Source organism: Rhizobium sp. PAMB 3174 (genome assembly GCF_052908375.1).
In genome coordinates this window covers 1,183,879-1,199,634 of record NZ_CM128608.1, presented here as the reverse complement: position 1 = coordinate 1,199,634, position 15,756 = coordinate 1,183,879, and the positions used below count along the sequence as shown (strand labels likewise).

Genomic DNA, 15,756 nt, shown 5'->3' with positions numbered 1-15,756 from the left:
GCGCGCCGAACTCCTGCTCGCAGGCCGAAACCCAACGCATCAGATAGCTCTGGGGATCGGATGATTGTCGCGCGGCGGCACTGGATACGACAACCGGCAGCGTTGGCGAGGATCCGCCCGTTGGAAATTTCTGACTCGTTTGAAGAAATCCGGCGGTCGCCAGGAATATAAAACCTGCGCCCACTATACGCATTACACCACGCCACGACATCACAAGCCCCCTGGATGCGACAAACTCAGTACGATGCGCAAACCCGCCTGGCATCCGGACCTTGAAACCCGGCACCAATATTCCCCGATTTATGTATTTTAGCGGGCCGCCCCACGACCTTATTTCATCATGACATGAATTAGCGCAAATTCAACCAGGAATCGAACTTAAGGTTACCTGCGTCACCGGCCGGTTCTTCTTTCTGAGCGGGCGCCTCAGTCTTGGGCGCAGGCTGTGCCGGTGCCTGGGTTGCGGCCGGCGGCACAATGATCGGCTCGGCCCGCTGCAGGGGCACGACATCGAACACCGGCACGTTGTCCTGCGGGTTCTGCGCCGCAGCTTCCGCCGCCCGTTTGGCGGCCTCCAGCTCGGCGTTTCGCTTCTCCAGCGCCTTCCTTTCCTGGTCGGCAAGCTCCTTCAGGTGCTGCTCCACCTCAAGCCGGATCGCGTCCAGCTTCTTCGCCTCTTCGGCCCGGCGCTGGTCCATTGCCTGGTAGAGCGACGCCTCGCGCCGCAAGCGCTGCTTCTCCAGCACATTGGCCTGCAGATGCTCGACCCGCCGGCGCTCGCGGTCGAACGCCCTCAGCGACAGGTAGTTGGTCATCCCGGTGACATCGGCCTTCATCTGCGGCTGATCGAGTTGGCCGGAATACTGCAGAGTCAGGTTGGCATTGGCGCCGGCGACGTCTTCCTTGCCCGTGGCGAAGGCGATCTGCAGGGACCCGGACATGTCGCGGTCCTGAACGTCGAAATCGGCCGCCCCGGACAGTTGCGCCGAAGCCGTCGTCGCCGACAGATTATTGGCCCGCCAGCGGCCATTGGTAATGCTGAACGGGATTTTGAGATCGCCAACGGCGCTGCTGCCATTGAGCAACAGCGGCAGAACCTCGCCCGCCACGCTTTCGTTGGAAATGTCATCGCCGGTAGATTGTTCGTTGGCCGCAAGCAGGGTCGGCAGGATGGAGAGATCGAGCCCGTTAATCGTCGCGCCGGCGACATCGATTTCGCCGGAACCGCCGAGCGTTCTCGCCAGAGCCGAGAGGGTTGCCCCGCTGGTTTCCACCGTGACGTTGCCGGAGAGCCCGCCCTCGACGACCGGCTTGCCGCCACGGCTCCAGAACAACCGCGTGGCATCGCCGCCAGCCAGTTCAAGCCCCGCCTGCAACGATCCTGTGCCGCCGCTGTTGGCCAGCCGCACATGCCCGCTTAGCTTGCCGCCGAACAATTCGCCCGTCATGTCCTCGAAATTGAGTGCACCGTTGCGACTGGTCAGCGTTCCCGTGACGCCACGAACCGGTTCGCCAAGCCCGACCGGCACTTCGGTGGCCTTCAGCGACACGTCGATATCGGCACCGGAGTTCATCGGCGGCTCGAACGGCGCATTGGTGAAATCGCCGGTCGAGACGTCGTAGAGCGGTCCATAGACCGTTTCGGCCAGCCAATAGGGATCGAGGCTGTCGAATGCGAGATTGCCGCCAACGGTCAGCACCGGCCGCCCACGCTGCACCCGGAGCATGCCGCTGAAGGCATCGCCGCCGACATTGCCTGCAAGCTGGTCGAAGGTGACGGCGTCATTGGCAACGGAAACCTTCGACGTCATGTCTAGCGGCAGGCCATCGCCGATGCCCGGCAGAGCGATACCGTTGAGAATGAGATAGGGCTCGACGTCGCCGCTCTTCAGGGTGAGCGCCAGATCGCCAGCAAGGAAATCATCAGCCGCCAGGCTGACATTGCCGTCGGCGGACAGATGCGTGCTGCCGGCATCGAAGGAAAGCTGCGTGCGGCCCCTGTCGCCGTCATCGCCATTGAAGACGAGACGCACGCGCCCGTCCTCAAGTCCGCCGACCGGCAGCGGCATGAAGCCGAGTTGGCCGAACAGGATCGAGGACCGGGGATTGGTGAGCGTCAGGTCGAGCGAGAGCCCCTTGTGGTCGGCAAGTGCCGCCATGCTCTTGAGGCCGACACGGGCGGTGACCTTGCTGCCGTTCGAGGTCCCGCGAATATCGGCGGAAATCCCGCCCCTGTCGCCGCCGCCCACTGACAGCGCCACGTCGAGAGCGGTGTCGTCGAACCAGGAACTGTTCTCCGCCAGACGGCCGAGCACCGGATGCGCGGGCATGCTCTTCTGCAGGAGTTGCAGGAACTGGCCGGCGTCGGCTACATCGAAATGCACGTCGCCGCTCCCCGACATACCGGCAACCGACCCTTCGGCTTCGCCCGAGGTGCTGACCTTGGCGCCGCCGATGTCGCCGATATCGAGCGTCTTGACCGACAGCGCACCATTCGACAGCGAGAAGGCGGCGTCGACCTGCTGGGCCTCCACGCCGAACGCCGTCAGCCGGTCGGCGGCCAGATGCGCGTCGATATCATGTCCGAGCAGCCCGCTGCCCGTATCCTCGCCCATCATCAGGCTGGTCAACGCCCGCAGCACGTCGAGATCGATGCGGTCGCCGGCAAGGTCAACCGTCAGGGCCGGCACCTGGCCGCTCAGCGAGACGCGGCCGATCCGGCCCTTCATCGCCGCCCCGCCGGTGACGACCTCCAGATTGTCGAAATTCTGCACTTCCGGCGACAGGCTGACATCGGCGGAGAAGCCAGCGGTGCGCAGGTTGCGAATCTCCGGCGCAACGCTGCCGGTCAGCCAGTCGGCGACGCCGGAAGGCTGGCGGGAGGCCACGGTCAGACGGCCTTCGAAGACGGCGCTGCCAACGAGGGTCAGCTTGCCGGAGCCTTCGATCTTCGTGCGGCCCGGCAGCGTCGCCTCGGCATTGTCGATCGTCCAGCCCTTGCCGTTCGGCTCGACCTTTAGGAGCACGTCGCGGATCGTCGTGTCGCCGGCAACGATTGCCGGCAGCTTGACCTCCGCCCGCCCCGGCACGCCGGGCACCGGAATGCGCCGCGCCAGCCCGATCAGCGTGTCCAGCCGTTCGGCGGCGCTCAGGCGCTGCGTGCCGGGCCGCGCGGTTTTCTTGGCCGGGCCGGTATCGAGCCGCGCCACATCGATCTGCTGGCCATCGGCCTTCAGGAAGAAGTCGCCCTTGGTCCCCGTGTCATAGGTCGCCTCCCCCGTCACCACATAGGGATCCCTCAGAGACCCCACTTCCAGGCGGTATTCGGGAATGCGGATGCGCTCATTGGTGAGTTCGAACTTGCCCTTGACGCGTGGCGGCAGGCTGCGGGATTTCTCGCCATCCTCCGTCTTGTCCTCGGCCTCCGCCATCATCATGGCGGAGAACTGTCCGTCATAGCGCGGCCGGGCGTCGACGATCGCCAGATCGCCGTCAGTCTCAACCGTCACCGGCACCGCTTCCGGCTTGATCGTCGTGTGGACCCGGATCGTGCCGTTCTTCTCGTCGGGTGCGCTGGAGGAGAAGGAGAAATGCGACGGATGACCGTCGAACACCGCGTCGCCTTCGGCGCGCCACGGACCGGCCAGCGAGCGCGCCGACATTTCCGTATTGATGTTCGAAATCACCCGGTCGCGGCCTGTCTGCTCGTCGACGAAGGCGACTTCGCCATCGGTGATGAAGACCTTTTCCAAGACGACGGTCTTGGCCGGAATGGAGGAATGGCTGCCGCGCATCCAGTCGAGCGTGCCGTCCTTCAAAAGCTCGATGCGGGCGCGCGGCTGGTCGATGCGCATCTCGACGATGCGCGCTTCGCCGGACAGGAACGGAGCCAGTTCCATGTCCATGGAGAAGTCGGCGACCTGCACCAGCGGATTGCCGTCCTCGTCGCGGCCCACCTGGACATCGTGAAGCGTGACGGTCGGGAACGGCAGGATGCGCACCTCAACGTCGCCGTTGACCACCACCTTCTTGCCGAGAATACGGCTCGCCTGATCCTCGAACTCGGTCCGGAAATCATTCCAGGTGATGAACATCGGTGCGATCAGCGCCGTAAACAGTACGACGACGAGAAGTCCCGCAAAAAACAGGATAATCCGTCCGAGCAAACCGCCTTACTCCCTTGTCCGCCTCTTCGGCCCGGAAATCCGGAGCCCTCTCAGCATGAAATTTTCCGGCGCCGCGATCAAGCCGGATCGAAGATCTTCCCGGGGTTGAAGATAGTGTCGGGATCGAGCGCCTGCTTGATCTGCCGCATCAAATCCACGGCGCCGCCGAGCTCTTCGGCGAGGAAACCCTTCTTGCCCTGCCCGATGCCGTGCTCGCCAGTGCAGGTCCCGTCCATCGACAGAGCCCTCTGTGCCAGCCGCGCGACAAACGCCTCGACCTTGGCGACGTCGGCCTCATCCTTGTCGTCAAACACGACGGAGGTATGAAAGTTGCCGTCTCCGGCATGGCCGACGATCGGCGCATACAATCCGTGCTCGAGAATATCCCGATGCGTTTCGGTGACGCAATCGGCGTAGCGCGAGATCGGCACGCAGACGTCGGTCGCAAGGATTGCCTTGTCGGGCGCCGTCGCCTTGACCGACCAGTAGACGTCGTGGCGTGCCTTCCAGAGCTTCGCGCGCTCCTCTGCGTTCACCGTCCAGCGAAACTCGCCGCCACCGAACTCGGCGGCGATCTCGGCAAACTGTTCCGACTGGATCGCAACCGTCTGCTCGTTGCCGTGGAATTCGAGGAACAGCGTCGGCTTCTCCTCGTTGCTGAGGCCGGAATAGGCATTGCAGGCCCTTACCTGCAGCGCATCCAGAAGCTCGATGCGAGCAACCGGAATGCCGAGCTGGATGGTCATGATGACCGCATTGCAGGCCGATTCGATATCCGGAAAGGCGCAGACGCCGCCGGCGATCTTCTCCGGAATGCCCTGCAGGCGCAGCGTCACCGAGGTCAGCACGCCGAGCGTTCCTTCTGCTCCGACGAACAGACGCGTCAGGTCATAGCCGGTCGAGGACTTGCGTGCCCGCTGCGCGGTCCGGATCTCCTCGCCGTTCGCAGTCACCGCGGTCACCGAAAGGACATTGTCCTTCATCGTGCCGTAGCGGACCGCGTTGGTGCCGGACGCGCGTGTCGAGGCCATGCCGCCGATCGAGGCGTTCGCGCCAGGGTCGATCGGGAAGAAGAGCCCGGTGTCGCGCAGATAGGTGTTCAGGTCCTCGCGGGTGATACCCGGCTCCACCGTGCAGTCGAGATCCTCGGCATTGACCGACAACACCTTGTTCATGCGCGAGAAATCGATGGAAATGCCGCCGCTCGGCGCATTCACCTGGCCCTCCAGCGAGGTGCCGGCGCCGAAGGGAATGACCGGCACCTTGTGCTCGGCGCAGGCCCGCACGATCGCCTTCACATCGTCGGAGCTTTCGACGAAGGCGACGCCGTCAGGCAATTGCGCAGGCAGATAGGTGGTGGTGTGGGTATGCTGGGCGCGGAATGCTTCACCGGTCTGGAAGCGCTCGCCAAAGCTCTGCTTCAAAATGCCGAGAACCGCAGCGATACCTTCCTCGTTGCGAATGCCCGGTCTTGCATGTTCACGCGCCAATGGGTCTTCCTCCATTTCCATTTTGGAGTGCAGGTATGGGACAGCCGGCGCGGCTTGTCCAGCGGGCAAAACGCCCGCCGGACAGTTCGTCATGATATGCGCGCTCAGCCTTCGCGCAGCGGCGAAATCTGCACTTCGACGCGGCGGTTCTGGGCACGGCCCTCAGGCGTCGCATTGGTCGCGACCGGCTGGTTCGGGCCGAAGCCCATGGCCGACATGCGGCGGGCGTCGACGCCCTGACCGGCCAGGTAATTGGCGACGGAGGCGGCGCGCTGCTGCGACAGTTCCATGTTGTGCTGAAGCGAGCCGGTCGAATCGGTGTGACCGTTGATGTCGACCAGCGTCTTGTTGAACTTGTTCAGCACGATCGCGACCGAATTCAACGTCGGATAGAAGGCCGGCATCACCGCGTACTGGTCGGTCGGGAAGGTGATGTTCGAGGGCATGTTGAGAATGATGTTGTCGCCATTGCGGGTGACCGAGATGCCGGTGCCCTGCAGCTGGGCGCGAAGCTCGGCTTCCTGGCGGTCCATGTAGTTGCCGATCGCGCCGCCGGCGAGTGCGCCGATGCCGGCACCGATCAATGCCCCGTTGCGGCGGCTTGTCGGGCCGTTGCCGAGCAGAAGGCCGCCGACGGCGCCAGCTGCAGCACCGATCGCCGCGCCGCCCGCCGTGTTGGAAACCTTCTGTTGACCGGTATACGGGTCGGTGGTGGTGCAGGCGCTGAGAAAGGTGCCTGCCAGGGCAAGTACGGCAATACGCTTGAGCATGGAAGTGAAGTCTCCGAGATCCTTATGCTGTCATCTGCCTCTTACCATGAAATACGGCAATTGGTTGACCACGATTGGCGCTTTGCGGCAAAGCAACCGCTTTATTCCCCAGCCTGCAATTCTTGCGCCGCGCTCATTTCGCGATGCAGGCGCTTTTCCTCGTCCGCATGCGGTTTGGCGAATCGCGCCAGAAGCAGGTAGGCGACCGGCGTGACGAACAGTGTGATCACCGTCGCCATGCCCAGTCCGCCGACCATGACCCAGCCGAGCGCGATGCGCGCTTCCGCCCCTGCCCCGTGCGCCAGCACCAGCGGCACGCCGCCAAGCACGGTGGAGATCATCGTCATCATCACCGGCCTCAGGCGGAGGTTGGCGGCCTCCTCGATCGCCCGGCGCACGTCGTGGCCCCGGTCGCGCAACTGGTTGGCGAATTCGACGACGAGAATGCCGTTCTTGGCCATGACGCCGACGAGCAGCACCAGCCCGATCTGGCTGTAGACGTTCAGCGACGAGCCGGTCATCAGCATGGCGAAGACCGCGCAGGCAAGTCCGAGCGGCACGGTGGCCATGATGATGACAGCCGACAGCACGCTTTCGAACTGGGCGGCCAGCACCAGGAAGATGATGATAATCGCAAATCCGAAGGTCACCGCCATGCCGCTCGAGTTTTCGCCGAGGCTGGCCGCCTCGGCGAGCGGCAGGATGCGCGCGCCCGGTGGCAGGATGGGGGCCGCGATCCGGTTGAGCTCGATGAGCGCCGCGCCCAGCGAAACGCCATCGGCGAGATTGGACTGCAGGCCGACCGACGCGAGCTGGTTTTCGCGCGACAGGCTGGGCGCGACCGACCGCTCTTCCAGAGTCGCGATCGTCGACATTGGCACGTACTTGCCGTCGCCAGTCTTCAGGAAGACGTTCTCGAGATCGGTCGGATCATCGATCGGATGCGTGTCGGAGGTCAGCATCACGTCGTAAGAGTGGCCGTCGACGTAGACGTCGCCGACAGAGCGGCCGTCGAGCAGCGACTGAAGCGCCGCCGAAAGGCCGGCAATGTTGATGCCCAGATCCGAGGCCCGTTCGCGGTCAAGGACGACGGAAAGCTGCCCCTGACGCGCGTCATTCGACAGGCGCGGATTTGAGAAGAATGCCCTGTCGTCCTGCATCGCCTCGACAAGCCTGATGGACGCCTCCGACAGGGTCTCGTGCGTGGCACCGACGATCGCAAAGGAAAGACCGTTGCCGGCGCCACGGATGTGCAGGCTGTTGGGCTGCATCGCGAAGGCATTGACGGCGGGGATTGATGCCGTCGCCTTGTTGACGTCGGAGGCGATCTCGTCCTGCGTGCGTGTACGCTCGCTCCATGGCGCGAGCTGCATGACCATGAAACCGGAGTTCGTATTGGAACCGAAGCCGGAAATCGAGAAGATGTTCCGGATCTCGCCGTTGTCAGTCAGCGGCTTCAGCCGTTCCTCCACCTGCTGCATCTGGTCACGGGTGTAGTCGAGGCTGACGCCCTGCGGCGCGGACACCCGCATCAACAGGAGCGAACGGTCTTCCCTCGGCGTCAGCTCGCTCGTCAGGAGACCGAACGTGCCGAGCGCGGCGAGTGCGAACAGCGCGCCGGCGATCAGGATCACCATCGGCGCGTCGAGCGCCGCTTTCAGCAGCAGACGATAGAGCCCGCCGAGCCTGTTACCAAGGTCGGCGAGCATGCCGCCATGGCTGACGGAATGCGAGGTCAGGATGCGCGAGGCAAGCATCGGACAGAGCGTGAGCGCCACGACCGAGGAGATGAGAACCGAGAAGGCCAGCACGAAGCCGAACTCGCGGAAAAGCCCGCCGATCTGGCCCGGCAGGAAGGAGAGCGGCACGAACACGGCGGCGAGCGTCGCGGTGGTGGCGACCACGGCGAAGAAGACCTCACGCGTGCCAAGGACGGCGGCGGCACGCGGCCCCATGCCCTCGCCGCGCCGGCGCACGATGTTTTCAAGCACGACGATGGCGTCGTCCACCACCATCCCGGTCGCCAGCACGATCGCAAGCAGCGTCAGGATATTGACGGAGAAGCCGACGAGGTAGATCGCCGCCAGCGTGCCGATCAGCGCCACCGGCATGGTGACGGCGGGAATGATGGTCGCCCGCCAGTCGCGCAGGAAGAGATAGATGATCGCAACCACGATAACGGCTGCCAGGATCAGCGAGCGGATGACCTCCTCGATCGACCCCTGGATGAAGACCGCGTCGTCGCTGCTGATGCGGATCGACGTCCCCTCCGGCAGCGTCTTCTGGATGTCCTCGACCGCCTTGTGAACGCCTGCCGAAATCGACAGCGTGTTAGACTGCGCCTGGCGGATGATGCCCATGCCGACGCCGGGCTTGCCGTTGGCCCGCAGCGTCGTCGATCCCGTATCCGGCCCAAAGGTGACCGTCGCCACATCGCCGAGGCGCACCCGGTCGTTGATCAGGATATTGGCAAAATCCTCCGGCTTCGTCAGCGACGCGGTGGCGCGCACGACGATATCCTGCTTCAGGCTGGTCAGCGATCCCGCCGGCACGTCGAGCGCCATCGAGGCGAGCGCCGTGCTGATGTCGGCGATCGTCAGCCCGCGGCTCGCAAGTTCGGACTGGCTGACATCGACCTTGAACACCTTGTCCTGGTCGCCGTAGACCTCGACGTCTGCAACACCCTCGACGGAGGCCAGCCGGTCGGCGATCTGGTCGTTGACCAGGAGCGTCAGGTCTTCGATCGACAGCGTGTCGGAGGTCAGGGCCAGCCGCATGATCGGCTGCGAATCGGCGTCCGCCTTGACGATGCGGGGATCGTCGACATCATCCGGCAACTGGTTGGTGACCCGGCTGATCGCATCGCGCACATCCATCGAGGCGACGTTGAGATCGGTCGCGTCGGTGAATTCCAGCGTAACTCGACTGGAGCCGAAGGACGAAGTCGAGGACATCGACTTCAAGCCCGAAACGCGCGCGACCGCGCCTTCGATGACCTGGGTAATCTCGCGGTCGACCGTCTCCGGCGATGCGCCGGTGAAGCTGGTGCGCACGGTGATGACCGGCTGATCGACGTCCGGCAGTTCGCGCACTTCGACGCCGAAATAGGCGGCAAGACCCGCAACGACGATCAGCGCATTGAAGACCAGCGCCAGGATAGGCCGGCGCACGAAGAGCGCGGTAGAACCATGTTCGGTTGTCGGAATTTCCTCTGCCGCCATTTACGCACCCCGCTCGCTGCCGGATGCCTTCACCTCGGCCTCGGGCACAGCCTTGCCGCCCTCGTCTTTCGGCTTTTCGACCTCCGCAGCACCGGCGACCTGCACCTCGGCACCTTCGCGCAGCCGCTGCAGGCCGGCGGTAACGATGCTGTCACCCTTGGCGATATCGCCCTTGACCAGCACCACGTCCGGGTTGCGCTGGATGATGGCGACGCGAACCTTCTCGACCTTGCCGTCCGTCACCCGCCAGACATAAGACCCGTCAGAATCCCACTGCACGGCGAGCGGATCGACGGACGGATAATTGTCGCCGCCGAATTTCATCAACACCGTGAATGCCATGCCGGCGCGCAGCTTGTCGTCCGTGTTGGGAATGCGGGCCCGAACCTTGAAGGTGCGGCTCGCCTCATCGATACGGTTGTCGACGGCTTCAATCTCGCCGGAAAACACCTCGCCGGGCCGCGCCACCGCCGTCGCCTGAACCGGCTGTCCGGTCGCCATCCCGGCGGCGAAACGCTCAGGCGCCCAGAAATCGACCAGCAACTCGGACCGGTTGTCGACGGTCACGATGGCGGTCGAGGTCGTCACGTAGTCGCCGACGCTGACCGGAATGATGCCGGCGACGCCATCGATCGGCGAGACGATATCCCGCCGCTTCAGCGTCAGCTCGGCATTGTCGAGGGCGAGCTTCGCCGACTTGGCGTCGATCTCTGATTCCACCAGGCTGACACGCGAGACGGTCGACTTCGCATTCTTGTAGATCGACAGCTTCTCTTCCGCGCTTTCCAGCGCCACCTGCGCCTGGTCGCGGGCGATCACCTGTTCCTCGCGGTCAAGGCTGGCGATCACCTCGCCCTTCTTCACCCGGTCGCCCGAGCGAATATTGACCGCGGCGATATTGCCGGAGGCCTGCGGCGCGATGACGACGGACTCGATCGCCTCGCCATTGCCGATGGCCGTCAGCTGATCGTTGACGACGCCCTCTCCGGCCGGCGCGGTGACGACGACGGTAGGACCGCTGCGAAACCCGCCGCGGCCACGACCTTCGCCCGCTCCGGGCGCGCTTTCACTCTTCGGGGCGATGGCGGCAACCACCTCCTGCGACAGGCCCATCTTCTGCAACAGGGCACCGGCTCCGGGTACAAACGTCACCCACACATAAAGACCGGCACACAGAACGATCAGGCTCAAAACCAGCTGTTTCCACAGACGCATCAATTTCTCCGGGGGGTGGCAGAGTTCTGCATGCGACCTTTGGTTCCGCCCCTGGTCGCCCGCTCTGCTCACGGTTCGTCAGGCTGCATTATGATTTAATCCTAAAATGCGACAAGCGAAACAAGATTACAATTTGGTCATGTTCGATCACAGTTGCGTTTGATTTAGCGGCAAACCCCATCAATTCATGGGGTAAGTGCGCCTTTTGTTCTCTTTCTTTTGCCTTTTGGAACCGAATCACTACATTGAGCCGCATGATCGGTGGTTATGACGACATTCCCTTTTTCGACGAGGAACCCGAACCCAGGACGCCCGCCGCCCCCGCGCCGTCGGCCGGAGGCATCGCCGCCCGCGCCATGGCCGCCCGCGGCCAGAAGCGCGCCCCGGATTATCTCTCGGGCCTGAACCCGGAACAACGCGAAGCGGTGGAGACGACGGAAGGTCCGGTGCTGGTGCTGGCCGGCGCCGGCACGGGCAAGACCCGCGTGCTCACCACCCGCATCGCTCATATTCTCTCGACCGGACACGCCTTCCCCTCGCAGATCCTTGCCGTGACGTTTACCAACAAGGCAGCGCGCGAGATGAAGGAGCGCATCGGCCTCTTGCTCGGCGACGCTGTCGAAGGCATGCCATGGCTCGGCACCTTCCACTCGATCGGCGTCAAGCTGTTGCGCCGCCATGCCGAGGTCGTGGGGCTGAGGTCTGACTTCACAATTCTCGACACCGACGACGTCATCCGGCTGATCAAGCAGATCATCCAGGCCGAAGAGCTGGACGACAAGCGCTGGCCGGCCAAGCAGTTCGCCGGCATGATCGACAACTGGAAGAACAAGGGCCTGACGCCGGAGCAGATTCCGGAAGGCGACGCCCGCGCCTTTGCGAACGGCAAGGGCCGCGAACTCTACAGGGCCTATCAGGCTCGGCTAAAGACGCTCAACGCCTGCGATTTCGGCGATCTCCTTCTGCATCCGATCCATATCTTCCGCAGCGAGCCCGGCATCCTCAAGGATTACCACCGCCGCTTCAAATACATCCTCGTCGACGAGTATCAGGACACCAACACTGCCCAGTACATGTGGCTGCGGCTGCTCGCCCAGCGGCCGAAGGGCGAGCCGATCAATGTCTGCTGCGTGGGCGACGACGACCAGTCGATCTACGGCTGGCGCGGCGCGGAGGTCGACAACATCCTGCGCTTCGAGAAGGACTTTCCGGGCGCCAAGGTCATCCGGCTGGAGCGCAACTACCGCTCGACCGAGCACATCCTCGGCGCCGCCGGCCACCTGATCGCGCACAATGAGGGCCGTCTCGGCAAGACGCTGTTTACCGACCGCACCGACCCGGATGACGACAAGGTGCAGGTTCACAATGCCTGGGATTCGGAGGAAGAGGCCCGCGCCATCGGCGAGGAAATCGAGCAGCTTCAGCGCGAGAAACACAATCTCAACGACATGGCGATCCTGGTGCGCGCCTCCTTCCAGATGCGCGAATTCGAAGACCGCTTCGTCACGCTCGGCCTCAACTACCGCGTCATCGGCGGCCCACGCTTCTACGAGCGCCTTGAGATCCGCGACGCCATGGCCTATTTCCGCCTCGTCTGCCAGCCGGCCGACGACCTCGCCTTCGAGCGTATCATCAACACGCCGAAGCGCGGCCTTGGCGACGCGAGCGTCCGCCAACTGCACGACTACGCCCGCGCCCGCGACATTCCGATGCTCGCCGCCGCGGCGGAAGTGATCGAGACCGACGAGTTCAAGCCGAAGCCGCGCAAGGCGCTGTTCGACGTCGTGACCGATTTCCGCCGCTGGCAGTCGCTGCTGGAAAACACGCCGCACACCGAGCTCGCCGAACAGATCCTCGACGAAAGCGGCTATACCGCCATGTGGCAGGCCGACAAATCGGCGGAAGCGCCGGGGCGACTGGAAAACCTGAAGGAACTGGTCCGCTCGATGGAGGGGTTCGAGTCGCTGCGCGGCTTCCTCGAACACGTCTCGCTGGTCATGGATGTCGAGCAGAACGAAAACCTCGACGCCGTCTCCATCATGACGCTGCACTCGGCCAAGGGACTGGAATTCGAGACCGTCTTCCTGCCCGGCTGGGAGGAAGGCCTGTTTCCGCACCAGCGCTCGCTCGACGAAAGCGGCCGCGCCGGCCTTGAGGAAGAGCGCCGCCTCGCCTATGTCGGCATCACTAGGGCAAAGCGCCGCTGCCATATCTGGTTCGTCAACAACCGCCGCATTCACGGCCTCTGGCAGTCGACCATCCCGTCACGCTTCCTCGATGAACTGCCGACCACCCATGTCGAGGTCGCCGAGGTGGAAACCTCCTATGGCGGCTATGGTCGCGGCAGCTACGGCCAGTCGCGCTTCGACACGGCCGACCCGTTCAACAATTCCTATTCGACGCCCGGCTGGAAGCGCGCGCAGGCCAACCGCACCGAGGCGACCCGCTCGAACTGGGGCAACCGCTCCGGCCACGCCGTCGAACGCATCGGCTACGGCGAATCCGGCCCGCGCGGCCGCACCATCGACGGCGAACTGGTCGCCAAGTCGACCAGCGACACCCCGTCGGCCTTCACCGTCGGCGACCGCGTCTTCCACCAGAAATTCGGCAACGGCAACGTCTCCGCCATCGAGGGCAACAAACTCACGGTGGATTTCGACAAGGCAGGGCAGAAACGCGTGCTGGACGGGTTTGTGGCGCGGGTGTGATGGTACCTAACCAGATATGGAAATGCAATCAACGATCTCATTAGCAAGAAGCATTGCTGTTCTTCTGGGATTGGTAATCGCATAACCCCTTAGGAATATATTGAAATCATTCCACCTTGAGTCGCTTGTATTGACAGTGGAATCGTAAAAATACTCGAGCCACTCCAGATACCAGTGCTCATCCTCATCGCCATCAAAGCTGTAGTGATCCTTAATCTCGGAAAATGTCAACTGTCCGCTTTTTGCCTTCTTGAATAACTCTGGCGCACTAATCTTCAGGTCGCACAAAACATAGATGATAGCGCCCAACCTCAACTGCTTCTTGCTGGTGAACTTCAAACATACCGAAAATTGCGCCAATATCCTTTCTATTCGTCGCAGAGAGTAATTTCGTTTCACAGAAATATTTACTACAAATTCGGCCATATTTCCCGCCCACTGCCCCTCCTCTCCATCATCGGGAAACGCTTCAAAAATTCCTGATATATATTGTGTAAGCTGTCTTTTTCTCCGATCTTCATCCGCAGTCGGAAAGCTCACATGTAAATGGATAAATTTCTCTAGGTACTTTTGAGCGTCAACTTCTGAGCCATATCTCTGACGAATTGATGCAGACAGCAAGTCCATTTGACAAAGGAGAAGAAAATGAACTGAATCAACTGAGAAGAAATGCTTGATGGTTTCCAGAACAGTGAGTGCATAATCAGGGCGGCACCGATCCAGCTCATCAACAATGAACAAAATTGGCCGCCGGCAGTCGCTATCAGCTACAGTAAGCCTTTGAAGTTCGAATCTGAATTTTTCGACAATGTCTTTGTCTTTTCGAGCTTCCTCCAATCTCAGATCAATTATTTGATCCAGCTCTTTCTGTGCAATTTCAGCTACAGCCGTCGCAGCATGATTGGCGATCCCCTCCAGTTCTGCACCGTCCAGAAGCCCCGCTGTGCCAAAGCGCACAGCCCCCTTAGCCAAAACTCGACCACCAGCCTTCGCGACGGCCTTTGCGGATTGTTTAAGGGAGCGTCTCCTTTTTTCCTGAATTGGAAATTTCCCCATTACTTCAGATACGAAGCTGACAAACACGTCTGACGCAAAATCGTTGGCAAAAGCGTCGAAGTAGACAACAGTAAAATTTTCAGCCGCCTGCTTTTCCAGTCGCCTTGCAAAAACAGTCTTACCAGTACCCCAGTTCTCATCGAGAGAAACGACCAACGGGTCCAAGGATTCCCGAAACAATGTTAGTAGCCGCCTAGCAAAAGCATCGCGGTTGAACATGTCCTTTTCAGCGTCGATGGCGCTTTCAATGCCTGGCCCGAGTAATTTCATACCGACACCTCCGAAGCTGAATAAAATACCTACTAGCTCCGATGGAAAAGGTGCAATATCCGCAATTCACAAGTGACCGCGCACACTTATAGGGCCAAGCACTTCACCCTCCTGCCTTCACCGCCCCCTCGTCATCCTCCGGCACGTCCGCCAGCCGCACAAACCGATAACCCTTCGCCCGGAGCGTCTCGATGCCCGTGACCACGCCCTCGCCGGCGGCATGCGTCGGCTGGTTGATGTGGGCGATGACGATGTCGCCGTCCTTGGCCGCGCCGATGCGGCGGGCAGACTCCGATGCGCCGAGCAGCGAGCCGCCGTCGCCGTTGACGGAAAAGCCGGCGACGCGATAGCCGAGCGCCTTGATCTCGGCGATTGCCGAGGGGCTGTAGACGGCGGTGGCGTCGCGGTACCATTTGGGTCGCGGCGCGCCGGCAGCGGTGATGGCCGCAGCTCCGCCCTCCACTTCGCGGCCGATCGCCTCGGCCGAGCCCGCGGCCTTGATGCCGTAGATGGAGATCGGCCGGTCGACGGCCGGAATGTGGTTCTCGCCGTGGTCCTCGATCTCGAAGAGGTCCGGATGGGCGCGCAGGACGTCAAAGGACGCCCGGTTGTGTTTCAGCCAGCGGGCGGTGACGAAGATCGTCGCCGGGATCTTCTTCTCGACGAGTTCACCGAGGATGCGCGGATCGGTGCGGCCCATGCAGGCGTCGAAGGTGAGCGCCACGGTCGGCGTCTGGTGCGGGCCGGAAAGATGCAGCACCGGTTCGACCAGCCCTTCGCGGGTATAGCTGTCGGCAAGAGCGGGCACGGTGACGGCGGAGAGGAAGGCGAGAGCGAGAAGGAGGCGCATGGGAAATCCG

General features: G+C 62.6%; 8 protein-coding genes. 1 reads left to right on the top strand and 7 read right to left on the bottom strand.

The window, feature by feature from the left end; genetic code table 11:
* Positions 1 to 350 precede the first annotated feature (350 nt).
* From ACU5AY_RS05615 to ACU5AY_RS05595, 5 genes are all read right to left on the bottom strand, one after another.
* Complete coding sequence (locus tag ACU5AY_RS05615) at positions 351 to 4,166, bottom strand: AsmA family protein (protein WP_446828330.1); 3,816 nt, start codon at positions 4,164 to 4,166, stop codon at positions 351 to 353.
* 77 nt (positions 4,167 to 4,243) lie between these two features.
* Positions 4,244 to 5,671, bottom strand: coding sequence for an FAD-binding oxidoreductase (locus ACU5AY_RS05610; protein ID WP_446828951.1), 1,428 nt, complete (start codon positions 5,669 to 5,671; stop codon positions 4,244 to 4,246).
* 89 nt (positions 5,672 to 5,760) lie between these two features.
* On the bottom strand, positions 5,761 to 6,426 hold the full coding sequence (locus ACU5AY_RS05605) for an OmpA family protein (RefSeq protein WP_446828329.1): 666 nt from the start codon (positions 6,424 to 6,426) through the stop codon (positions 5,761 to 5,763).
* Positions 6,427 to 6,527: 101 nt separating this feature from the next.
* Complete coding sequence (locus tag ACU5AY_RS05600) at positions 6,528 to 9,647, bottom strand: efflux RND transporter permease subunit (RefSeq protein ID WP_446828328.1); 3,120 nt, start codon at positions 9,645 to 9,647, stop codon at positions 6,528 to 6,530.
* Positions 9,648 to 10,862, bottom strand: coding sequence for an efflux RND transporter periplasmic adaptor subunit (locus ACU5AY_RS05595; RefSeq protein WP_446828327.1), 1,215 nt, complete (start codon positions 10,860 to 10,862; stop codon positions 9,648 to 9,650).
* Positions 10,863 to 11,116: 254 nt separating this feature from the next.
* Between ACU5AY_RS05595 and ACU5AY_RS05590 the strand changes: the two genes are divergently transcribed.
* Positions 11,117 to 13,570, top strand: a complete 2,454-nt coding sequence (locus ACU5AY_RS05590; RefSeq protein WP_446828950.1) for an ATP-dependent helicase — start codon at positions 11,117 to 11,119, stop codon at positions 13,568 to 13,570.
* Between the two features lie 6 nt (positions 13,571 to 13,576).
* Here ACU5AY_RS05590 and ACU5AY_RS05585 read toward each other — a convergent pair whose 3' ends face one another.
* Together ACU5AY_RS05585 and ACU5AY_RS05580 are read right to left on the bottom strand one after the other, a co-directional pair.
* Positions 13,577 to 14,896 carry a KAP family P-loop NTPase fold protein gene (locus ACU5AY_RS05585; RefSeq protein WP_446828326.1) on the bottom strand — a complete coding sequence of 440 codons (1,320 nt, stop codon included), beginning with the start codon at positions 14,894 to 14,896 and terminating at the stop codon, positions 13,577 to 13,579.
* A gap of 103 nt (positions 14,897 to 14,999) precedes the next feature.
* Positions 15,000 to 15,746: a polysaccharide deacetylase family protein gene (locus ACU5AY_RS05580; protein WP_446828325.1), complete on the bottom strand. Its 747-nt coding sequence runs from the start codon at positions 15,744 to 15,746 to the stop codon at positions 15,000 to 15,002.
* Positions 15,747 to 15,756 lie beyond the last annotated feature (10 nt).